Genomic DNA, 20,688 nt, shown 5'->3' with positions numbered 1-20,688 from the left:
ACGCATCGGCCTCCGAACACACGAGGCGTCCGGAGGCCGACGATCTGATCAGAGCGGGTTATCCCGACGAATCAGGGCATGCCGCCCATGCCGCCCATGCCGCCCATGCCGCCCATGCCGCCCGTGGCCGCGCCGCCGGCACCACCGGCGCCGCCTGCGCCACCCCTGCCGCCTGCGCCGCCTGCACCGCCCGCGCCGCCGGCACCACCCATGCCGCCCGCGCCGCCGGCACCACCCATGCCGCCCGCGCCGCCCATGCCGCCCTGGCCGCCCGCGCCACCGGCGCCACCCATGCCGCCCATGCCGCCCTGGCCGCTGCTACCGACCTGGCCGAGGCAGAGGCCGGCGCCGCCGGGGTACTCCCCCGACGTGTCGCACGTCGCGCCGTTGCCGCCGCAATCCTCGTCGGTGCAGCAGTAGCGCGCGCACTTGCTGCCGCTGCACGTCTTGCCGCCCTCGCAGTACGGGCCGGCCGAGCCGTCGCAGTCACCGCAGAGCTGGGCCGTGTTGGGCGCCGGCCAGCACTGGTAGCCGCCGCCGCTGTTGATGTCGCAGGCCTCGCCGGCGGCCGTGTTGCAGGGCTCGTTCGTGACGGGGTTGCACTTGAACGTCGCGTCGAGCTTGATGCAGGACCCGCCCGAGGGGGCCGCGGCCGGCGGGTTGCACGTCCAGTCCGGCGGAGGCGGGAAGCACTCCGTCTGGCAGGACGACTGCAGACACATGATCAGGTTGTTGTAGTACTTCGGGTCCATCTCGTTGCAGGACGCATCGTCGCCCGTGAGACAGTCGAAGCAACCCGTGGCGCACTCGCTGCCGGCGCACTCGGCGAGCTGATCACAGCATTTCGCCTCGATGCACGTGCCGCACTCGTTCGGGTTGAGCAGGCCGGTGCAGGTCGGGTCGAAGCTCGGGTCGCACATCCCGCCCGACGACGAGCTCTGCGCGACCGAGCTCGACGAGCTCGACGACACCGAAGAGCCCGCGCCGCCCATGCCCCCGCTCCCGCCGGTGTTCCCCCCGGGGTTCGTCTCGACAGTACAGGCCCACATGGACAGGGCGCCGAAGCCCGCCATCACGAGGAATCCGATCGATCGCATCCGAAAAGCTCCTACTTCACCGACAACGGATGTCGCCGGGTCACGAGAGACCTGGGGTTGGCCGCGAGTGCGGGCCTGGCAAACGCGTGGTCGGCAGACGACCCGAGCGTGCGCCACTGGTTCGCCTATAGCCGAACTCGTGGTGGGAGCGAAGCAGATGTCGCCTGAATTCGCTGTTTTTCGGGGGACGAAGCGTTGCAACAGGCCCAAACCGCGGTGCGGCGCGTCGCGTTCGGGGCGTGAAACCCGAAAAACGCGGACCTACGGTTTGGTTTCTCCCTTGTCCGCAGAGCCCTCGGGCGTGCACACGAGGCACTCGAGGCCCTGGATCTCCACCGAGACCTTCTGCGCCACGCCGAGCCCGTAAGGGCAGTGCCGGCACTTCGAGTGGCAGCAGTAGCCGCGCTTCAGGTGGTAGACCGACGTGAAGACGACCTTCTGGGCTTCCTTGTAGAAGTCCACGCCTTCGAGGAGCTGGCTGAACTTGGGGAGTGCTTTCGACAAAGCCACCGCCTCACGGATCCACGTCGCTCGTACGATCAAAGCACGAACGACGACGGTGCGGTAGCTCTGTCGAAAGACCGGTCTCTTCCGCGGGGAAGGACGTTCTTAGCGGTTCACGCGCTCAGCGGTTCACGCGCTCGAGGTACTTGCCGCCCTCCGTGTCGACCTTGACCCACTCGCCTTCCTTGACGAAGAGCGGGACGTTGATGATCGCGCCGGTCGAGAGCGTGGCGGGCTTCGTGGCGCCGCTCGCGGTGTCGCCCTTCACGCCCGGCTCGCAGGTCGTGATCTGGAGGACGACGCTCGGCGGAATTTCGATGCCGATCGGCTGCTCGTTGAAGAGCGTGACGTCGACGTTCATGCCGTCGGACAGCCACTGGGCATCCTCGCCGATCTTGTCGCCGGGGACGTTGATCTGCTCGCCCGTGTTCTGGTCCATGAACACGAAGTCGGAGCCTTCCGGGTAGATGTACTGGTACGTGCGCGTCTCGACGTTCGCCGGCTCGAGCTTCTCGCCGGACTTGAACGTCCGCTCCAGCACGTTGCCGTTTGCCATGTTCTTCAGCTTCACCCGGGTGAAGGCCTGACCTTTGCCAGGCTTAACGAACTGGAACTCGATGACGGAGAAGGGGTCCTTGCTCCCATCGAGCATCATCTTGAGGCCTTTACGGATGTCGCTCGTGTCCATGCGGGGCGCTTCCTGGTAGCTTGACTTGGGCGCCCCCCTTAGCACAGGCAAGGGGGTGGCGCACAAGGGGCGAGGCGACTACCCCACCCTGCCTACGCAAGATCATGGATCAATTCGACGACGAGTTACGGGAGATCAAGCGCGAGATCGTCGAGTCCCGCGGGCTCATCATCAAGACGAACAACCTGACGAACGCCTTGGCGGCCGACCTCAAGACGATCTCCAAGCGTCAGCTCGGCTTCGAGCGGCGGGCGTTCTGGAACAGCGCCAGCGCCAACTTGCTCTTCGTCTTGGTCGTGATCGGCGTGGTCAAGCTCGCCTGGGATGCGCGCATCGACTCGGTGCAGGCCGAGACCAAGCAGGCGAAGGACAAGATCACGAAGCTCGAGACCGATGTGAAGGAGATGCAGCGGCGCGCGGACGACCGGACGCGGGCGGAGTCGGCGGCGGCTGCGTTCTACGAGCTCGTACGAGCGGGCAGGCGACAGGAGATCATCGACGGCTTCGAGGCGCTCCGGAAGGAGCCGCTCTCGCGGGCGGAGCTCGCCTTCTTCACGGACGCGGTGGACACGGCGCGGGCGGAGCTCGGCATCAAGAGCTACCAGCTCGGGCTCGACCACCTGCGCACGGGCCGCTGGCACGAGGCGGCCGTCGCGTTCGAGGACGCGATCCGGATGAAGGAGAACGCGGCGCACACGCCCTCGGCGCGGCTGAACCTCGCGCGCGCCTACCGCAAGCTGAACCGGCAACGCGACGCGATCCCGATGTTGATGCAGCTCTCCGAGGCCTCGGCGGACAAGGAGATCACCGACGACGCGATGTTCCTGCTCTGCGAGTGCCTGGTCGACATCCAGGCCTGGAACGACGCGAAGACCACGCTGCGCGCCTTCATCCGCCGCTTCCCGGACAGCCCGTTCCTGAACGACGCGCGGATGGAGCTCGCGGACATTTCGCTGAAGCATTGAGCGGGGGACGTCCAGGGACGCGATTCCCCCCTGCCGCCATGGGGACTCCCCAAAGACCCTGCGGGTCGCCCACGTTTCCTTTGGGGGCCTCCCCAAAGACAATCCCGGTCGTCCGGACCTTGTTATGGGGCGTCCCCAAAGACCACCCCGACCGACCGGACCTGTCGATGGGGCATCCCTAAAGACCACCCCGACCGACCGGACCTGTCGATGGGGCGTCCCCATGACCGCCCCCAACCGACCGGACCTGTCGATGGGGCGTCCCCATGACCGAACCCGGCCGCCCGGACCTGTTGATGGGGCCTCCCCATGACCGAACCCGACCGACCGGATCTGTCTTTGGGGCGTTCCCGCTCCATTTTGGAGCACCTCGCCGGTCCCGGGGCGAGGTCCCCGGCCTTGCTCATAGCCCCTTGAACAAATCCATCGGCCGGAACACCCGCGCCCGCCACGCCGCCTCGTTGTGCGACGCTCCCGCCTCCCACCAATGGTACACGTCCGACTGCAGCGTGTAGCCCACCGAAACCAAGACGTCCCGCATCTGCGCATTCTCGCAGGCGTTATCGCCGAGCCCCACGTCGTCCTTGATCCCGTCGCCGTCCGTGTCCTTGCACTTGGCCTCGTTCTCGGCCTGGCCGAGCGCCGCGTCCCCGCCGCCCGAATCCAGGTAGAGCACCGTCGCGCGATGGCCGTGCGCCTCGTATCGCTCGATCATCGTCTCGTGGGTCGACGTCTCGCCCATCTTGCCCCAGCCCATCGTGCCCGACAGGCTCGCCGCGTACGCGTATTCGCCCGGGAAACGGTCCGCGATGTGGAACGAAATGAGCCCGCCGAGCGACGAGCCCATCGTGCCCACCTTCGGCGGCTCGCCATAGCGGTCCGCGACGAGCTTGCGGACCGTGCCGTTCACGAAGTCCGCATACGCGTCGCCCTTGCCGCCCCAGGGCTCGACCGTGCCATTTTCGTCGAGATCGATGACGTCGGGCACGTGCGTGTACTCGTCCATTCGACCGATGCCCGTGTTGTCGATTCCGACGAGCATCATCCCCGCCGGCGCGCTGTCCTGCAGCATCCAGCCGCCCCACGCCGCCTCCGGATCGAACAGGTTTTGCCCGTCGTGCACATAAAGCACGTGCGTCGCCGTGCCCTCCGGCACCCACACGTTCACCGTGCGCTCCGGCATTTGCGCGTCGCCGATCCGGAAGAAACGATCGAGGTGCGCCGTCTTCGGCGCGACGAGGCTGATTTCCCCGTTGTCGTCGTACGTGTACGAGCGCGCCCACGGGTCGGCTTCCCATACCGTCTTGTTCGTGAACTTGTAGCGGCTCCCCGCCGCCACGTCTTTCCGATGCAGCCAGCGAAAGCCCGCATTGTCGATCTGCATCGGGCTGCCGACCCAGCCATCGTGATCCCCCGCGACGAGATCCAGGCTCGGGTCCGTCGAGACGAAGAGATGCCCGCCTTCCACCCACACGGGCCATCCGTCGCTCCCGGCGTACTTGTCCATCGTGCCTTCGAGGTCCGCCCGGAGCTCGGCGAGCAGGCCGTCGAGGCTCGTCGCGCTCGAACCGCCTTGCCCCGCGCCGCCCGTTCCGCCTGCGCCGCCGCCGCCCGCGCCTCCGAGGCCGCCGCCACCTTGCCCGGAACCTCCCGCGCCTCCGCCGCTCCCTCCGTCTCCACAACCGACGATCAGCGCCGCGAGCGCGACGAGCGTGGGGAACAGGAGCCCCGACCCGCGAACACGATCACCCAAGGAACGAGCGTTCGTCATGACCTACCGCCTCCCGAATCCGCAAACGAAGCGCGGGAGTGTGGACGTGTGGCGCCGCAAAGGCAACGGGCCGCGGCGTCAGCGTCGCTTCCTTTGGCGCCCCTCGCGCTCCGCCTCCGCGGCTTCTTCCTCGGCGAGATGCTCGTCGTCGGGCGCGTCCGTCGTGTCGCTCACGTCCACGCGAACGCGCTTCGACGCGCTCGGATCACTTCTGTCCTGCACTTCGCTCCGCGCGCTCTCGTCCCCCAGCGCCTGGGCGCGGCTGCGGATCACGCCCTTCGCGCGTTCGAGGGCGACGTGCGCCTTCTTGCCCGCCTCGTTCACGTTGGCCGCCGCTTCGCGCAACGCCTTGCCGAAGAAGAGCGACAACATTCGCAGCACGAAAGGCGCGATCACGCGCACGCCCACGAGGACCGCGAGCTGCGCGACCATGAGCCCGAACAGAATGAACCCCGCGATCGGACCGGGGATCACGTCCGACCCCGCGTGCGACTCGTATTCGCGTGCCCAGCGCTCTTGCCGCTCTTCCCAGCGCGCTTGCCGCCTCTCCCAGCGCTCGGCTCGGCGCTCCGCTCTTCGCTCTTCCTTCTCGCCCTTGCGTTCCGCTTTGCGCTCGGCCTTCGCCTCGCTCTTCGTGGCGTGCGGGGCCGTCTTCTTCGACGGCGCCTCGCCGAGCTTTTCGAGGAGTGGCGCGAGCCGGCCCGCGCGTTTGTCCGGATCGGGTTCGAGCATGGCCACGAGGGCGGCCACGAGGGCGGGGCGCGCCGATCGACCAAGCGCGGCGTCGACGTCGATGGCGAGGCCTTTGTGCGGCAAATCCTCGGGCTGCCGGCCCGTGAGCATCGAGACGGCCGTCGCGCCGATCGCGTAGACGTCGGAGGCGGGCATCGCGCGGCCCTGGAACTGTTCGGGCGCCATGAACCCGAACGTGCCGACCACGGTGCTTCCGCCCTCGGGCTTCATCTTGTCGCGCACGGCGCCGAAATCGATCAGGGCAAACGATCCGTCGGGCCTCCGGAGCACGTTGCTCGGCTTGATGTCGCGGTGCACGACGGGCGGCGCGCGGCCGTGCAGGTAGTCGAGGATCGACGAGGCATCCCGCAGGAAGCGGATCACGTCGGCTTCGCTCAGCGTCGCGCCGCGCTTCTGCATCGCGGCGAGGCTCTCGCCCTCGATTTTTTGGGTGACGAGGAAGAGCTCGCCGCCCTCCTCGAAGTGCTCGACGTAGCGGGGCAGGCCCGGATGCGACAGGCCCGCGAGCACGCGCGCCTCGCGCTCGGCGAGCTCCACCTCTTTCCAGCTCTTCGCGCCGCGCACGCGGAATCGTTTGACTGCGACCGGCTGGCCTTCCTTCTTGTCGACGGCCTCGAACGTCGCCCCTTGCCCGCCCTCCCCGAGGAGGCGCACGACCGCGTATCGACCGTCTCGCAGGTTGTCCGGTGCGTCGCTCATGAAGTCCGCGGGCACGGACGATAGCGCGGACGGCGGCCCGGGTGGAGATTTTGTGTCGTCCGCACGATTCGCGGGCATTGTTCACCACCGCTCCGACTCGTGATAGGAAGGATCCATGCGAGTACGGAAAAAGCATTGGCTTGGGATGGTGATGGGTGGTTTGTCGCTGGGGCTCGCGCTCGTGGGAGCGTGCTCGGCGTCGGGCGGGAGCGGGAACGGCGCGAGTGAAGGCGCGGGCGCTTCCGGCGCGTCCGGGCAAGGCGGCGCGGGCGCGTCGGGCGGCAATGGTCCTGGCGCGAGCGGGAGCGGCGGCGACATCTTCGTCGGGTCGAGCAGCGGCATCGGCGGCGGGCTCCCGGACGCCGATACGTGTGCGAGCGTCTCGTCCGAGGCGCAGGCGGGCAAGCAACCGGCGGATATCATCATCGCCGTCGACACCTCGGGCAGCATGGACGAGGAGATCGCCCAGGTGCAGGCGAACCTGAACAAGTTCGCGCAGCTCATCACGGCGAGCGGGATCGACGTGCACGTCGTGATGATCGCGGACGCCACGATGTGCATCCCCGCGCCGCTCGGCAGCGGAAGCTGCAATGGGATGGACGAGAAGCTGCCGAGCTACCGGCACGTCGTGCAGACCGTCGCCAGCACGGACGCGTTCCAGCAGATCCTGACCACGTATCCACAATGGAAGGACATGCTCCGCCCGAACGCGGTGAAGACGATCGCCGTTGTGTCGGACGACGACTCGGACATGGCCGCGAACACGTTCATGAGCCAGCTCCTCGCGCTCGACCCGACGTTCCAGGGCTTCAAATTCGACGCGATCGTCTCCTTCGAAGGGGGCGATCAATGCGTTTTCCAGTGCGCCTTCAACTGCGGGGCCTGTCCGTTCACCTGCTGCAACAAGCAGTCGCCCTTCTGCGAGCCGATCTCGGCGTCGGAGGGCAAGGTCTACAAGCAGCTCGTGCAGCAGACGGGCGGCGTGCTCGGAAACCTCTGCATCCAGAACTTCGATGCGGTCTTCAACGACATGGCGACCGCCGTCGTCTCGGAGGCGAAGATCTCCTGCGATTACCCGATCCCGATCCCGCCCGACGGCACGACGATCGACCCGACGAAGGTCAACGTCGTGTACACGAACAGCAATGGCACGAAGACCACCATTTACAACGTCCCCACGGGCCAGGGTGGTTGCGGGAATACGGGCGGCTGGTATTACGACGTCCCCAACGCCCCGACGAAGATTTCGATTTGCCAGAATACCTGCGCGGCCTTGCAGGGCGACGCGGGCGGGAAGCTCGAGGTGCTCTTCGGCTGCGAGACGCAGATCAAGCCGCCGGAATGAGCGTCTTCAATCCTCCGGAGGCGCCCACGCGTGGCGCCGGACCCACGTTCCGAAGAGCGACGCCTGCACGACCGCCGCGGTCGTGATCACGAGCCCCACGAAATACGCCCCGAAGAACGGGACGAACCCCACCGTATAGGCCGCGAGCAGGGCGGCCACCAAACCTGCCGCGGTCGACGCGACGAACTGCCCTACGAGCCTGCCGTAGGCCCGCGGCTCATGCGCGACGATCGCAACCCAGGCGACGGGCCAGAGGCCATTGATCGCGTGCCCCGTCAAGGAGATCGCGAGAATCACCGCGGGCGTCACCGCGATCCCGATGAGCGTGAGCGCCAGCGTCAGCCACACGTTTCCCGGCAGGAGGATGGCCGAGAGGATCGCCGGCCAGAAGCCGCCGAGCACGCAGATGAACCCCCGCAAGAACGCGAGAAACAGATCCCAGCGCGAGGTAAACCCCGCCGAGAAGGGCAGCCCCGGCGCGTCGCGGCCCACGTGCTCCACGATCTGGAAATACACGGTGGAGAGCGTGCCCAGATAAATCACGTTGAAAAACGTGGATACTTGGGGCACGGGGAGCGCGGTGAGCCAGTAAGGCACGGCGAGCGCCGCGAGGAGGAGCATGCCCTCCTCGTCGAACGGGCGGCGCAAGGCGAGCACGAGGTCCTCGCGCTCCGGGCGCTCGGGCTCGGGTAGGGGCCGCGCGAGGGCGCCGCAGAGCGGGCACATCGTCACGGGCCTCGCGTCATGGTCCGTGGTGAAGAGCTTGAGGCAAGGCGTGCAATGGTGCGCGCCGCATTGCGTGCATTCGTGCGTCGCGTTCGTCCCGGGGTGTGTTTGGCAGGGGCCCGCCATCGAAGGGGAGGATCGTTACTCGACCCCGGCGGCAAAGGCAATGGCGAGGCGTCAGGCGCCACGCACGAAACGCAATGTTTCTCCCGGTCGACGCCGCGCGAGCGCGCCGAGCGACGAGCGACGCACGACGGCGAGGACCGGATAGCCGCCCGTCGTCGGATGATCCGGCCCGAGCACGATGGGCGTGCCGTCCGTCGTGACCTGCACCGCGCCCCGGAGCATGGGAATGGGCAGCGCGAGATCGGGTCGATCCCGCGGGATGTTCGCGCCTTCGAGCCTTTGCCCGACGCGGTCGCCGAGCCGCGAGACGGTGAACGTGGACGAGAGCAGCACGTGGAGCGCGTCCGCGGGAAAACGGCTCCGGTGCGGGCCTTCATCGATCACGAGGGTGGCGATTTCGTTGTCCGTGGGCGGCGCGGAATGGCGTGAAGGCTGCGCGGCGGCTCGATCGGGATCGCCCACGGGCACGACGTCCCGCCGCCGGAGCGCGCGTCCTTTCGCGCCGCCGAGCCGCGCCACGAGCAAGGTCGCCCGCGCGCCGAGCGCCGCCGGCACGTCGATCCCGCCGCGCGCCGCGAGATACCGCACGGCGCGTGGGCCTTCCTCGACGCGAAAGGAATCTCCCTCCGCGAGGTGAACGGGCGCCGCGCCGTCCACCGAAATCCACACGTCGCCCCGGGCCCGCACGAGCAGCGCGCCGAGCGGCACCTCGATCGCCGCTGCATTGGGTGGATTGCCGACGGCCTCGTTCGCGGCCGCGTGCGTCTCCGGATCGAGCGGTCCCGACGGCGGAAGACCCCGCGCGAGTTGCCCCGCGCGTCCCCCGTCCTGCACCGTCGCGCACGCCGGGGCGGATTCGACGACGAGGGCACGCGTCGATTGTTCATTTGGGACAACCTCTTTCCGCGCCGGCTCCGCTTCCCCTGTCGCCACCGGCTCGAACCGCACCCGATCCCCCGGCGCGAGCAACATCGGCGGATCACGGCTGGGGTCGAACAGCGCCACCCCGTGCGCGCGGCCGAGCAGGTTCCAGCCCCCGGGCGAATCAAAAGGATAGATCCCGGTGAACGTCCCCGCGATGCCGACGCTGCCCGCCGGTACGCGTGGGCGAGGGGAGGCGCGGCGCGGCAACACCAGCCGCGGATCGATGGGCCCGCAATACCCGAATCCCGGCAAGAACCCGACGAGCTCGACCATCACCTCGCGCGATGCGTGGAGGCGCACGACCGCTTCTTTCGAGACCCCGAGCGCGCCCGCGACCGATTCCAGATCCGGCCCGTCGTACACCACGGGGATCACGTGCATTCGTCCGGGCACATGCGCGCTCGCCGTGCCGGATGTCGCGGCCATGATCGTCTGGACAACCTCGTCCGAGCACGTGACGTTCGCCACGACGACCACGCCGCCGCCCACCACCACGTCGCTCCCCGGAAACATCTCGCGCAGGGCCGCGGCCGCCGCGTGCGTGCGTGCGGCGCGATCCGGCGCGTGCTCCACGCCGAGATCGACGTACACCGCCGATTCCCCGTACGGCAGGACCGCCGCTTCGCCGCTCACGCGCGCCCCCGCGATTCGAGGTGTCCCGCCGATACGAGCGCCTCGCGCACCGCCCGCGCAATCGTGAGCGCGCCGGGCGTGTCCCCGTGCACGCAAAGCGTCTCGAACGTGCCCGCATCCGCGAGCCGGGAGGCTTGCGCTCGCGCCGCCGCCGGATCCGTGATCAACGCGCCTTTTTGCGTGCGTGGCACGAGCTTCCCGTCCGGCCCGTACGCCCGATCGGCGAACCCCTCCCGCACATAGGCGCGCCCCTGCGCCGCCGCGAGCCGGGCGAGCGCGCCCTCGGGCGGACCCACGAGCGCGACCGGAACACCAAGCGCCGCGTCGATCCCCTCGACCACGGCCGCCGCGATCGCCGGATCCCGCGCCGCATCGTGATAAAGCGCGCCGTGCGGCTTCACGGCCTCGATCGGAATGCCCACCCGCCGCGCCACCCGGGCGAGCGCCTCGATTTGCGACCGCACCGAGGCCGCGAGCTCCGCGCTTGGCATCACCACGCTCGTCCGGCCAAACCCGGCGCGGTCCGGGTACGAGGGATGTGCGGCGAGCCGGGCGCCTGCATGGCGCGCGAGCTCGCACGCACGCTCCATCGAGGCTTCGTCGCCCGCGTGCCCGCCGCACGCGACATTGACCATCGTCGCGATCGAATAAAGCTCCTCGGGCTCGCCCGGTAGCTCCCCGAGGTCCACGTTCAGCGATACGGTCATGACTCCCTCACCCTGCCATTCTAGGGATCCGAGCGCACCACGGTCCACGTGAGCGCGTGCCAGAACGCGCCCGCCGCAAGGCCCGGCTGCGCGCCCACCGCGACGAACGTGAACGCCCGCCCGTCCTCGAAGTCGGCCTGCGTGAGGCCACCCCGCGCGAGGGCCGCATCGAGCGGCGACGCCGACGTCTTGACGAACTGCCCCGGCACGAACGTGAAGATCTCCGTCTGCGCGATCGATCCCAATTCGAACCGCGCGACCTGCCGGAACGGCGGAAACGGCCCGACGGCGCCCGCCGTGAGCGAGGGCGCGACCTGCTGCGGCATTCCGCCCTCGGTCCCGGGCACGAGCCGCACGTCGACGGAAGGCATCGGCTGCGCCGCATGCGCAGCCTGGAGCGAAAGATGGCCCTCCGCCGTCACGCGCGACATGGCCGCCGCGAGGAGGCCCGGATTCGGTGCGTCCGCCGAATAGGTCGGGCCACACGCAGCTTGTTCGAGCGGATCGGTATGACCCGGTCCGCCGACGCAGCCCGTCGGCACGAGCAGGAGGCTCCGCTGGGCGACGAACGCCGACGCCGGAATCACGGCGACCGGCGCGACCACGACGCCCGCCGGCGGATTGCCCTCGGTGAGCGTCGCGCATCCGAGATCCTTGGTTTTCGGGAGATCACCGGCGATGACGTGCAAATACACGTCCTTGTCCGCGGGCAAGAGCATCGCCGGATCGACCCGCGCGGCCGCAGCAAACGCGAGTCCTGCCGGATCGGACGGATAGGGCGCGGGATCCCCGCCGTCGGGGTAGGGGACGAAGCAGAGCCGGATCGCCTCGTGATCGTTCACGCCATTGACGATCGTCAGCACGGGCGGCCCATCGGGCTCGGACACGACCTCGCCGCCGCCCGTCCCACCGCTGCCGCCGCCGCCGCCCGCGCCGCTCGACGACGAGCTCGAAGAAGCACTCGTCGTGGGCGGGAGCGGGGCGTCCGTGCCCTCGGCGCAGCCTGCTTCGAGGCCAAACGCGAGGGGCACGAGGGCGGCGAGGAGGAGGTTCGTCGGGCGAGGAAGGGCGGTCATGCGCCGAGTTTAGCGCGCGCGGGGGGATTCAGCGTCGGATCGAGTAGACGAAGCTCGCCTTGGGCTGCCGGAGCCATCGCTCGGTGATCGTCTTCTTGAGGTCCGCGTACGCGCCGGGCGCATCCACGTATTTCGCGACGAGCGCCTCGGCGCCGGGTTTGTCGCCGCTGCCCTTGATCTTCGCCACGATCCCCATGAGCTTCTTGCTCGCGGCCGGGAACGCGTCGAGCTTCACCGCGAAGCAGCCCGCGTCGGTGCCATTTTGCGCTTTTTCGCCCGCGTTCCAGGCGAGGACGCCCTCGTCGAGCAAAAAGCCGACCTGGATCGCCGCGAGCTGGCTGTAGTTCAGCGGGTGCTTGGCCTCGTCATACATCCCGCGCGAGATGTGGCCGAAGGCCCAGGCGATGTCCCGCACGTGCGCCAGATTCGCCTTGTTCTTGTCGATCGTGCCCCGCTCGACGAGCCAATCCGTGAAATAAAGCGCCGCCGATTGCGCCTTCAGCTCCTCCAGCGTGCTCGCGAGCGGGCCGCCGAAGATCTCGCTGTCGATCTTGCCGTTCACCGCATACTGGTGCGAAGGCCCGAGGTTGTGCGCCGCCTCGTGCAGGACCGTGCTCATGAGCTGCGGCCCCGGGTCGTCCGTGTACGACGCCATCGCCGAGCCGCAGAACAACGACGCCGCGAGCCCACGCTGCGAGGCGATGCTGTCCGGATCGGTATAAAAATTCGTCATCGCGACCGTGCGGCCGCGCCCCTCGTTGCCCACGGGACCGAAGTTCGGGAGGCTCTGGCCAATCGTCGCGCCAAACGCGTCCCGCGAGTCGCCTGCATTCAGGATGACCGTGATGAAATCGGGCAGCTTGAAGGACACCTTCTGCGCCGTATACGGCGGGCCGGCGAGCTCCGCGAGCGCCTGCTCCATGTCCTGCTTCAGCGGATCGAGCTTCTCTTTCCATTCGATCGAGCCCTGGTCGATCCGCGCGAAGCTCACGTGGAAGCCCGCCTTCTCGCTGCACGGCTCGAAATACGTCTCGTCCGGGCCGATGCGCAGGTACCATTTCGAGTTGAACGTGCTCATCCGCGCCCAGGCCTCGTCCGCCTCGAACCAGCTCCCGTCCCGGAACGCCTTCGCGGCGGCGCGCAGATACGCCTGGAACGAGGCCTCGTCCGGGTTCGTGATCGCCTCGGCCGCCGCGTCGAGCTCACGCGCCACGGCCTGCATATCGTTCTCGTAAGCGCGTTGGTACGCGACGGGCTTGAGCGCGTCGCCCTCACCCGTCACCACGACGAACGGATTCATGAGCGCGCGCGCGTCCGGGCGCGCGGCGAGCGTCTTGCAGAAATCGGGCTTCGATTGCAATTCGGCGGGATAAAGCCCCGACGGGACGCGCTTCTCCTCGCCCGGCGCCCGCGGGATCGCGTAACAATTGACGTCGCCCTTCGTGGGCGGCGCCTCGCATTGCGGGCCCTGGTTTCGGTAGAAGAGCCGCCGGCTCGCCGGATCGTCCGCGGGGACCTTCGACGCGAGCGAGAGCGTGCCGGTCTGCTTCTGGTAGAGCTTCTCGACGAGCCGCGCCGCCGCGAGCACGTGGTTCACGATCGCCCGATCCTCGTCGGTCGCAGCGCTGCCGCGGAAATCCGAGGCGACGAGCGTCGGCCGGCCCGCTTCGAGCTCACGCAGGACAGCCTTGCGGCGCTGTACTTCGCCTGGCGCGAGGCCCTCGAACTTCGGTCCGTTCTTCACGAAGTCCACGATCGAGGCGTACGCGCTGCCGAACGTCGGGTTGAAGGCGCCGGACGAGACCCAGTAGGACTCCTCCGTGGGCGGGGCGGTCCAGAGCACCGCGAGCTCGCTCGGATCGAACGTGCCGTCGCGGTCGGCGTCCTCGGTCCAGAAGAGCGGTAGATCGAGCGCGACCGCGGCGCGATTGAAGTCCGCGCGAGGTACCGCATCGAACGTGGCCAGCCAGACCCCGTCCGGCGAGACGGCCGGCGGCGCGCCGCCGCACGAGGCAGAGAGCGCGAAGACCCACGGAAACGCGAGGCGAGGCCAGGAAAAACGCATGCGCCCTTCTATCATGAGGGGCCCGGAAGTAGGCTTCCCAAAGCCCCGTGACCGCACGCGATTCGAAGACGCTCCGCCTCACCCGATCCGCCGCCGCCTCCGTTCGTCGAGGTCATCCATGGGTGTACCGCGAAGGCCTTGCTCGGCCGCCGAAGCTTGACTCGGGCACGGCCGTCTCGCTCGCGAGCGAGGAAGGCGAGCCGCTCGGCGTGGGCCTATGGGACGAGTCCTCCCCGATCGCCGTGCGTGTCTTCGGCAAGAGCGGGCGCCTCGACGAGCGCGGGTTGCTCGAGCGGATCGAGCGCGCGTTCGCCCGTCGCGAGGCGTTCGTCGGGCCCGACACCGACGCCTACCGCCTCTGCAACGGCGAAGGCGACCACGTGCCCGGCCTGGTGATCGACAGGTACGCGCACGTCGCGATCGTCCGCCTCGACGGCGATCATCTGGACCCCTGGATCGAAAAGCTCGCGCCGAAGCTCGCGCGCGTCCTCGCCGGGCGCGGCGTGCGCAGCGTCGCGCTCCGCCGCGCCCGCGACGAGGCTGGCGATCGTCGCATCCGCCCGCTCGCCGGCGAGGAGCCCGAGGACCGCGTGATCGTGCGCGAGAACGGGATGGCGATGGAGGTCGACCTCGCGCACGGGCAGAAGACGGGGGCGTTCCTCGATCAGCGCGACAACCGCGCCCGCGTCCGCGTGTTCGGCGCCCGCCGCGCCCGCGCGCTGAACCTCTACAGCTACGCGGGCGGCTTCTCGGTCGCAGCCGCGCTCGGGGGCGCCGCGCACGTGACCTCGGTCGACGTCGCCGCCGCCGCGCACGCGACCGCGCAACGCTCGTTCCGCGCGAACGGGCTCGACCCCGCGAAACACGCGTTCGTCACGGCGGACGCCTTCGCCTTCCTCGAAGCGGCGGCGCGACGCGGGGACAAGTTCGACCTCATCGTCTCGGATCCACCGAGCTTCGCGCCGAATGAGCGGACGAAGCCGCGCGCGCTCACCGCGTACCGCAAGCTTCACGGCGCGCTCACGAAGGTGCTCGCCCCGGGCGGGCTGCTCTGCGCGGCGTCGTGTTCGAGCCACATCTCGGCCGAGGACTTCCTCGGCACGCTCGACGACGCCGCGCTCGGACGGGACGACCTCTCGCTCGTCGCCATGCACGGCCAGCCGCCCGATCACCCCACGCTGCCCGCGTGGTTCGAGGGCCGGTACCTGAAGTTCGCCGTCCTCGCCTGAGAGGGTTCGTCCGCGCGAACCCGTTGGGCGTGAAACGATCCGGCGCGCCGATCAGAAGCCGGGATCGCGCACGCTGGGCAGGTTGTCCGGGCTGCCCGGCTTCGTGGTGCCGGTGCTCTTCGTGCTCGGCGATTTCGTGGTGCCGGCCGCGGTGGGCGTGGTCGTGGACTTCGTCGTCGCGGCGCCGTGGTTGTGCGGGGGCGTCGTGGCGCTCGTCGCGGGCGCGGCGCTCGTGACGGGCGAGGGGAGGGGGGTCGGCGTGGGCGTGGTCATGGTCGCCGCGGGCGCCAGCGTGGTGACGGCAGGCTGTGTCGCGGGCTCGGGCGTCGGCGAGCCTTGCGAGAAGGCGAGGACCGCGCCGACGATCGCGAGCACGCCGATCGCGGCGAACACCACGGCGAGCTTCTTCTTCCCGCCTCCCGTGAAGGCTGCGATGTCGTCGTCGACGTCGGCGACGATTGCAGCCGCCGTCGGCGACGAGGGCGCGCCTTGCGCGTGGAGCGTGCCGGGCACGAGGCTCGCGCGGCCGTGCGCGATCGTGGCGATGTCGGGCATCGATCCGGACGGCGGCGGGATCGACTGGAGCCCCGGCGGGATCGTGGGCATGCGATTGCCGAGCAGGCCCGGCGGGATCGTCCCGCCGTTCGCCCGCGCTTGCGCGAGGAGCGCCGCGCGCTGCGCCTTGAGCTGTTCGCGTTGCTCGGCGCGCTCGTCGGCGACCTTGAGGCCCTCGCGGATCGCCGTGCGGCGCTTCTCGGCGCGCTCGCCGAGCATGGACCTGACGAACGCGACCACGTCCTCGTCGGGCTGCCCCGCGAGCTTGAGCTCCGCGATCCCACGATCGAGCGCGCGCGCGAACTCGGCCATCGACAGGTAGCGTTTGTCGGCTTCCTTCTCGAGCGCCTTCATGACGATCTCGTTCAGGAGCGGCGGGCAGTTCGGCATGGCCGAGAGCAGCGACGGCGCCGGCTCTTTGTCGCAGATCCGTCGCAGCGTGATCATGTCGTTGTCCCCGCGGAACGGGTGCTTCGAGGCGAGGAGCTGGTAGAGCACGATGCCGAGCGCGAAGACGTCCGTGCGGCGATCCACGGCCTTTCCGAGCGCTTGCTCGGGCGACATGAACGGCACCTTGCCCTTGAGCTGGCCGTCCTTCGTCGCGCCCGTGTCCGAGACGGCCGTGGCCTTGGCCACGCCGAAGTCCACGATCTTCACGACGCCGTCGTACGTGACGAGGATGTTTTGCGGCGAGACGTCGCGGTGCACGAGCCCCACGAGCTCGCCGGCTTCGTCCTGCAGCTCGTGCGCGGCGTGCAGGCCAAGCGCGGCGTTGAGGCAGACGCGGAGCGCGATGAGCATCGGGACGCCGCCCTTCTGCCGGGCCGCGCGCGCGAGCTGGCTGAGCGGCTCGCCGTCGATCCACTCCATAACGATGTAGATCAGCCCGTCCTGCTCGCCGAGATCGAGGATCTCGCAGACGTGCGGGTGGCGGATGCGCGAGGCGAGGCCCGCCTCCGCGAGGAACATGTCCTCGAACTGCGGATCCTGCGACAGCTCGGGCAGCATCGTCTTGACCGCGACGATCTTCTGAAAGCCGCGTGTGCCCTTCATGCGCGCGGCCCACACAACGGCCATGCCGCCCTGTGCGATGGGCACGAGCAGCTCGTATCGCCCCAGCGTGTGCCCCGCCCCCACGTCCCCGAGCGAGCTCATGCGTCCCCCCTCAAAGCCCCGCACGCGCACAAAACGCGGCCGTCCAAGCTCCTCGCCCGGTCTCGCAGCTCGTACCTCGCCGGACCCTGCACGATGTCGTCCGTCAGGATCGCAGAAGGACGGCCGCGCCTCAAGAAGATCGCAACAAGCCGTCCGGGTCGAAACTCTCCGTACAGCCCAGCAAAAACCGCACGATCGCCTCTGCCTTCGGCACGAGCGTGGCCACCTCGATGTGCTCGTCGTGCGTGTGAAAGCCCGCGCCGCGCGGCCCGAGGCCGTCGATCGACGGAATGCCGAGCGCTGCTGTCGTCGCCGCGTCGGAGCCTCCACCCACGAGCGGCGCCTCGCCGTCGCCGAGCCCCGCCGCGCGCGCGCATGCGGCATAGGCCTCGTAGAGCGCTGCAGAAGCCGTCGTACGTTCGAGCGACGATCGCGCGATGCCGCCTGTCACCGTCACCGTCGTCCCCGCGATCGCCGTGTCCTCCGCCGCGTTCACGAGCGCCGCGAGGAGCGCGTCTCCATCGGCGCGCTGCTCGTAGCGGAAATCGAGCTCGGCCTCGGCGTGATCGGGCACCGTGTTTTTCGACTGTCCGCCGCGGATCGTTCCGACGTTCACGGTCACGCCGCGCGTGTAGTCGGTGAGCTGCTGCGCGTGATCGATGAAGCGCGCGAGCGCCCAGATTGCATTCGCGCCGTCCGCATGTGCATTGCCCGCATGCGCCGCTTTTCCCGCGGCGACGACACGCGCGCTGCCCGTGCCCTTGCGCGACGTGATCACGAGGTCCTTCGCGCGCCCCGCCTCGAACACGAGCGCCGCGCGCGCGCCGGCGAGCTCCTCGGCGATCACGTGTTGTCCCTCGGGAGAACCGACCTCCTCGTCCGACACGATCACCACACGCATCGGCACACGCGCGAGCACGCCCACGTGCGCGAGCGCGCGCATCGCTTCGAGCACCACCACGAGCCCGCCCTTCATGTCGAGCACGCCGGGCCCACGCGCGATCGGCCCCTCGCGCCGGAACCCCTCGAAGGTCCCGGGCGGAAAGACCGTATCGAGGTGCCCCACGATCGCCACGCACCCCGCGGCCGAGCGCTCCGCCGCCTCCGTCCGCGCGACCCAGTGCGGCGCATACCGAGCGCTCGCGTGCGCCCGCACCGAACTCACGCCCTCGATCCCGCGAAGCTCCGCCGCGAGCATCTCGCCCACGCGTGTCCCGCCCGGCACGTTGTCCGTGAACGAGTTCACGCCGACGAGCGCTTCGAGCAGCAAGAGCGCCGCTTCTTCTCTCGCGCGGAGGTGCGCCTTCGCCGCCTCGATCATGCGCGGAGCTTCGTCCAAAACGCTCGGATTGACGAGCCCTCCGCGCGCCTTGCCCGCGTGATGGCGTGCGCTACATGACAGGGAATCTGGACGAGGCGCGGTTGTTGGTTGGGGCAGGGGTGCGCGGCCGGATGAATTTGCTCCACACGCTGGAAATCCATGCGTCCCAGATCTTCGTGGGCATGGGCGTCTTCGGGTTGAGCCTCGTGCTCAGCCTGGCCGCGGTGGCGCTCGTGGTCGTGCGGCTCGACGCCGCGCACTTCGAAGAGGCGCGGGGCCCAGGACGCTTCCTCGCCGGCCGTCCGGCGTGGCAGCGCGCCCTCGCGATCGCCGGCAAGAATCTGCTTGGGTTTTTCCTGGTCATTCTCGGGATCGTGATGTCGCTGCCCGGCGTGCCGGGACAAGGGCTGCTCACGATCTTCATCGGCCTCGTCCTCCTGGACGTCCCCGGCAAACGCGCGATCGAGCGGCGGATCGTCGCGATCCCAGCGGTGCTCCGTGCGTGCAACCGCCTGCGCGCTCGCTTCGACAAGCCGCCGTTCACCTTAACGGCGGGGCGGCGCACGAAGGAAGGCGACGAGCTCGCGGACGAACGGATCCGGCACGGATTCGATCCGCGCGAGGGCCTCGGCGCGCGGAAGCTCCCCCACGAAGAGCGCCCGAAACGCCCGCTTCAGCGCGACGCGTGATTCGAGCGGTACGCCCGTCCGTTCGAGCCCCACGCGGTTCAACGCGCGCACGCGCGCCCGGTTTCCTTCGGCGATCACGAAGGGCGGCACGTCACGCTCCACCATCGACCCGCCCGCAAGGAACGAGCGCGCGCCCACGCGGACGAACGGCGCCACCGCGACGTGACCGCCGGTCACCACGTGATCCCCGAGCACGACGTGCCCCGCGAGCAGCGTGCCGTTCGCGAGCGTGACCCGATCCCCGACGACCGCGTCGTGCGCGACGTGCACGCCGACCATGAAGAGCCCCGCGCTCCCGATGCGGGTCACGCCGCCGCCATGCCCGGTGCCGCGGTGCGCCGTCACGTGCTCGCGAAACACGTTGTCGTCGCCCACGACGAGCGTCGTCGGCTCGCCCGCATACCGCCGATCCTGCGGCGCGCCCCCGATCACCGCGAACGAGTGAACCACGTTGCGGCGCCCGATCCGGCTGCCCGCCGCGATCACCGCGTGCGCCTCGATGCGGCAGCCGTCGCCGATCTCGCAGTCACCCTCGATCACGGCGAACGGGCCCACGTCGACGTCCACGCCGAGCTTCGCCCCGGGATCGACATGCGCGAGCGGATGGATCGAGACGGTCACGGGCGGCGCATTGTCGTGATGGGCGCCGCGCTTGGCAAGGCGAACACCTCGAAAGAAGCGCCGCGCGAGGTCGGCCGGCCGAAGCCTGCGCCAAACCTCGCGCGGCCGCAGGATCCGTCAGTGGTTCGAGAAGTGGTACCGGGCGGCCACGGTCGCCGTGATCGTGAGCTCGCCGGGCTCGATCGTCGTCTCGATCTTGAGCGAGGTCGCTGCGATGCCCGCGTCGAGGAAGATCGGCGACAGGCGGCCCTGGGATCCATCCAGGCTGTGCAGCCCGAGCAGCCGCACGCCTGACGTGGCCGCGAGGATCTTCGCGTTCCGCTCCGCGTCCACGGCCGCGAGGTGCAGCGCCTTGGCCTGCGCTTCCTCCGGACGCGCGAGGAAAAACGAGATCCCCTGCACCACGTTCGCGCCCGCGCCGACGCCCGCGTCCACGAGCTTCGCCGCCTGCGTCCCGAGCTCCGTCACCTCCGCGGGGCGCAGCGTGATCGAGAGCGTGTTCTGCGCGCGATAGCCGACGATCTGCGCCGCGCGGCCGGCCTTGGGCTCGTCATGGAGCGGTTGGATCTGCAGCGTCGCCGTCTGCAGCGTGAGGCCCTCGAGGCCGAGCTTCTCGATCGCGCTCGTCACGTGCTCCATCTTGCGGGCGAGCTCGGCCTGCGCCTGCTCCAGCGTCTTCGCCCGGACCTCGACCCCGAGCTCGGCGCGCATCGCGTCGGGCTTCGCCACGATCTGGCCCTGGCCGCTCGTCGTGATGAGCTCCGTGAGCTGCTCTTGCAGGAGGAGGCTTGCCTGCCCCTTCGCGCCTTCCTGCGCCCCGGCGCCGCTGCTCTTCTCCTCGGCCTTCGCCTGGGCGGAAGCGCTCGGGGAAACGAACGACAGGACGCCGAGCGCCGCGCCCATGAGACGCGAGCCGGTCCGGAGAAGTTTCGCCATGGCCATGATGACCCCCCTTTCCTGGCGCGCAGACGTTTTCCGCGCGCAAATGTCCACATGGCGGACGAGCCGCCACGTGCTCCGAGGCGAGCATGGGGCCCGC

17 protein-coding genes are annotated in these 20,688 nt (G+C 69.4%); 3 read left to right on the top strand and 14 right to left on the bottom strand.

The window, feature by feature from the left end:
• Positions 1–71: 71 nt before the first annotated feature.
• From POL67_RS48995 to efp, 3 genes are all read right to left on the bottom strand, one after another.
• Positions 72–1,097, bottom strand: coding sequence for a hypothetical protein (locus POL67_RS48995; RefSeq protein WP_271929124.1), 1,026 nt, complete (start codon positions 1,095–1,097; stop codon positions 72–74).
• Between the two features lie 261 nt (positions 1,098–1,358).
• Positions 1,359–1,601 carry a C1orf53 family protein gene (locus POL67_RS48990; protein WP_271929123.1) on the bottom strand — a complete coding sequence of 81 codons (243 nt, stop codon included), beginning with the start codon at positions 1,599–1,601 and terminating at the stop codon, positions 1,359–1,361.
• A gap of 121 nt (positions 1,602–1,722) precedes the next feature.
• Entirely contained in the window at positions 1,723–2,289 is a 567-nt protein-coding gene (gene efp, locus POL67_RS48985) for an elongation factor P (protein ID WP_136927130.1), read from the bottom strand.
• A gap of 104 nt (positions 2,290–2,393) precedes the next feature.
• Here efp and POL67_RS48980 point away from each other — a divergent pair, with 104 nt between their 5' ends.
• Positions 2,394–3,254, top strand: coding sequence for a tetratricopeptide repeat protein (locus POL67_RS48980; protein ID WP_271929121.1), 861 nt, complete (start codon positions 2,394–2,396; stop codon positions 3,252–3,254).
• A gap of 403 nt (positions 3,255–3,657) precedes the next feature.
• Here POL67_RS48980 and POL67_RS48975 read toward each other — a convergent pair whose 3' ends face one another.
• Positions 3,658–5,025, bottom strand: coding sequence for an alpha/beta hydrolase (locus POL67_RS48975; protein WP_271929119.1), 1,368 nt, complete (start codon positions 5,023–5,025; stop codon positions 3,658–3,660).
• A gap of 78 nt (positions 5,026–5,103) precedes the next feature.
• Complete coding sequence (locus POL67_RS48970) at positions 5,104–6,477, bottom strand: serine/threonine protein kinase (protein WP_271929117.1); 1,374 nt, start codon at positions 6,475–6,477, stop codon at positions 5,104–5,106.
• Between the two features lie 115 nt (positions 6,478–6,592).
• On the opposite strand from POL67_RS48970, the gene POL67_RS48965 reads away from it, so the two are divergent.
• Positions 6,593–7,822, top strand: coding sequence for a vWA domain-containing protein (locus POL67_RS48965; protein ID WP_271929115.1), 1,230 nt, complete (start codon positions 6,593–6,595; stop codon positions 7,820–7,822).
• A 6-nt stretch (positions 7,823–7,828) separates the two neighbouring features.
• Here the strand turns inward: POL67_RS48965 and POL67_RS48960 are convergent, their stop codons facing one another.
• Genes POL67_RS48960 through POL67_RS48940 form a run of 5 tightly spaced genes read right to left on the bottom strand, consistent with a single transcriptional unit; the run spans position 7,829 to position 14,079 of the window.
• On the bottom strand, positions 7,829–8,674 hold the full coding sequence (locus tag POL67_RS48960; protein ID WP_271929114.1) for a hypothetical protein: 846 nt from the start codon (positions 8,672–8,674) through the stop codon (positions 7,829–7,831).
• 51 nt (positions 8,675–8,725) lie between these two features.
• Positions 8,726–10,231 carry a 5-oxoprolinase subunit PxpB gene (gene pxpB, locus POL67_RS48955; RefSeq protein ID WP_271929113.1) on the bottom strand — a complete coding sequence of 502 codons (1,506 nt, stop codon included), beginning with the start codon at positions 10,229–10,231 and terminating at the stop codon, positions 8,726–8,728.
• The gene (locus POL67_RS48950; protein WP_271929112.1) at positions 10,228–10,938 is read right to left on the bottom strand and encodes a 5-oxoprolinase subunit PxpA; all 711 of its coding nucleotides are present in this window, start codon (positions 10,936–10,938) and stop codon (positions 10,228–10,230) included. The genes pxpB and POL67_RS48950 overlap by 4 nt, the downstream gene beginning before the upstream one ends.
• Before the next feature lie 20 nt (positions 10,939–10,958).
• Positions 10,959–12,014 carry a hypothetical protein gene (locus tag POL67_RS48945; RefSeq protein WP_271929110.1) on the bottom strand — a complete coding sequence of 352 codons (1,056 nt, stop codon included), beginning with the start codon at positions 12,012–12,014 and terminating at the stop codon, positions 10,959–10,961.
• Positions 12,015–12,042: 28 nt separating this feature from the next.
• The gene (locus tag POL67_RS48940; protein ID WP_271929108.1) at positions 12,043–14,079 is read right to left on the bottom strand and encodes a hypothetical protein; all 2,037 of its coding nucleotides are present in this window, start codon (positions 14,077–14,079) and stop codon (positions 12,043–12,045) included.
• A 47-nt stretch (positions 14,080–14,126) separates the two neighbouring features.
• On the opposite strand from POL67_RS48940, the gene POL67_RS48935 reads away from it, so the two are divergent.
• The gene (locus tag POL67_RS48935) at positions 14,127–15,308 is read left to right on the top strand and encodes a class I SAM-dependent rRNA methyltransferase (RefSeq protein WP_271929106.1); all 1,182 of its coding nucleotides are present in this window, start codon (positions 14,127–14,129) and stop codon (positions 15,306–15,308) included.
• 51 nt (positions 15,309–15,359) lie between these two features.
• Here the strand turns inward: POL67_RS48935 and POL67_RS48930 are convergent, their stop codons facing one another.
• The 4 genes from POL67_RS48930 to POL67_RS48915 all read right to left on the bottom strand — a co-directional run bounded on the left by POL67_RS48930 (position 15,360) and on the right by POL67_RS48915 (position 20,585).
• Positions 15,360–17,018, bottom strand: a complete 1,659-nt coding sequence (locus POL67_RS48930; RefSeq protein WP_271929104.1) for a serine/threonine-protein kinase — start codon at positions 17,016–17,018, stop codon at positions 15,360–15,362.
• 130 nt (positions 17,019–17,148) lie between these two features.
• Positions 17,149–18,339: a M20/M25/M40 family metallo-hydrolase gene (locus tag POL67_RS48925; protein WP_271929103.1), complete on the bottom strand. Its 1,191-nt coding sequence runs from the start codon at positions 18,337–18,339 to the stop codon at positions 17,149–17,151.
• A 545-nt stretch (positions 18,340–18,884) separates the two neighbouring features.
• Positions 18,885–19,649: an acyl-ACP--UDP-N-acetylglucosamine O-acyltransferase gene (gene lpxA / locus POL67_RS48920; protein ID WP_271929101.1), complete on the bottom strand. Its 765-nt coding sequence runs from the start codon at positions 19,647–19,649 to the stop codon at positions 18,885–18,887.
• Between the two features lie 117 nt (positions 19,650–19,766).
• Positions 19,767–20,585 carry an SIMPL domain-containing protein gene (locus tag POL67_RS48915; RefSeq protein WP_271929099.1) on the bottom strand — a complete coding sequence of 273 codons (819 nt, stop codon included), beginning with the start codon at positions 20,583–20,585 and terminating at the stop codon, positions 19,767–19,769.
• Between the last annotated feature and the right edge of the window lie 103 nt (positions 20,586–20,688).

Origin of the sequence: Polyangium mundeleinium, assembly GCF_028369105.1 — a bacterium.
Classification (GTDB): domain Bacteria; phylum Myxococcota_A; class Polyangia; order Polyangiales; family Polyangiaceae; genus Polyangium; species Polyangium mundeleinium.
The sequence above is the reverse complement of the archived record's forward strand: the minus strand, read 5'-3'. Positions and strand labels throughout refer to the sequence as shown.

Coding starts and splice junctions, on each gene's coding strand:
- POL67_RS48995 (WP_271929124.1), bottom strand. CDS start 1,097: ATGCGATCGATCGGATTCCTCGTGATGGCGGGCTTCGGCGCCCTGTCC.
- efp (WP_136927130.1), bottom strand. CDS start 2,289: ATGGACACGAGCGACATCCGTAAAGGCCTCAAGATGATGCTCGATGGG.
- POL67_RS48980 (WP_271929121.1), top strand. CDS start 2,394: ATGGATCAATTCGACGACGAGTTACGGGAGATCAAGCGCGAGATCGTC.
- POL67_RS48975 (WP_271929119.1), bottom strand. CDS start 5,025: ATGACGAACGCTCGTTCCTTGGGTGATCGTGTTCGCGGGTCGGGGCTC.
- POL67_RS48970 (WP_271929117.1), bottom strand. CDS start 6,477: ATGAGCGACGCACCGGACAACCTGCGAGACGGTCGATACGCGGTCGTG.
- POL67_RS48965 (WP_271929115.1), top strand. CDS start 6,593: ATGCGAGTACGGAAAAAGCATTGGCTTGGGATGGTGATGGGTGGTTTG.
- POL67_RS48960 (WP_271929114.1), bottom strand. CDS start 8,674: ATGGCGGGCCCCTGCCAAACACACCCCGGGACGAACGCGACGCACGAA.
- POL67_RS48950 (WP_271929112.1), bottom strand. CDS start 10,938: ATGACCGTATCGCTGAACGTGGACCTCGGGGAGCTACCGGGCGAGCCC.
- POL67_RS48945 (WP_271929110.1), bottom strand. CDS start 12,014: ATGACCGCCCTTCCTCGCCCGACGAACCTCCTCCTCGCCGCCCTCGTG.
- POL67_RS48940 (WP_271929108.1), bottom strand. CDS start 14,079: ATGCGTTTTTCCTGGCCTCGCCTCGCGTTTCCGTGGGTCTTCGCGCTC.
- POL67_RS48930 (WP_271929104.1), bottom strand. CDS start 17,018: ATGAGCTCGCTCGGGGACGTGGGGGCGGGGCACACGCTGGGGCGATAC.
- POL67_RS48925 (WP_271929103.1), bottom strand. CDS start 18,339: ATGATCGAGGCGGCGAAGGCGCACCTCCGCGCGAGAGAAGAAGCGGCG.
- POL67_RS48915 (WP_271929099.1), bottom strand. CDS start 20,585: ATGGCGAAACTTCTCCGGACCGGCTCGCGTCTCATGGGCGCGGCGCTC.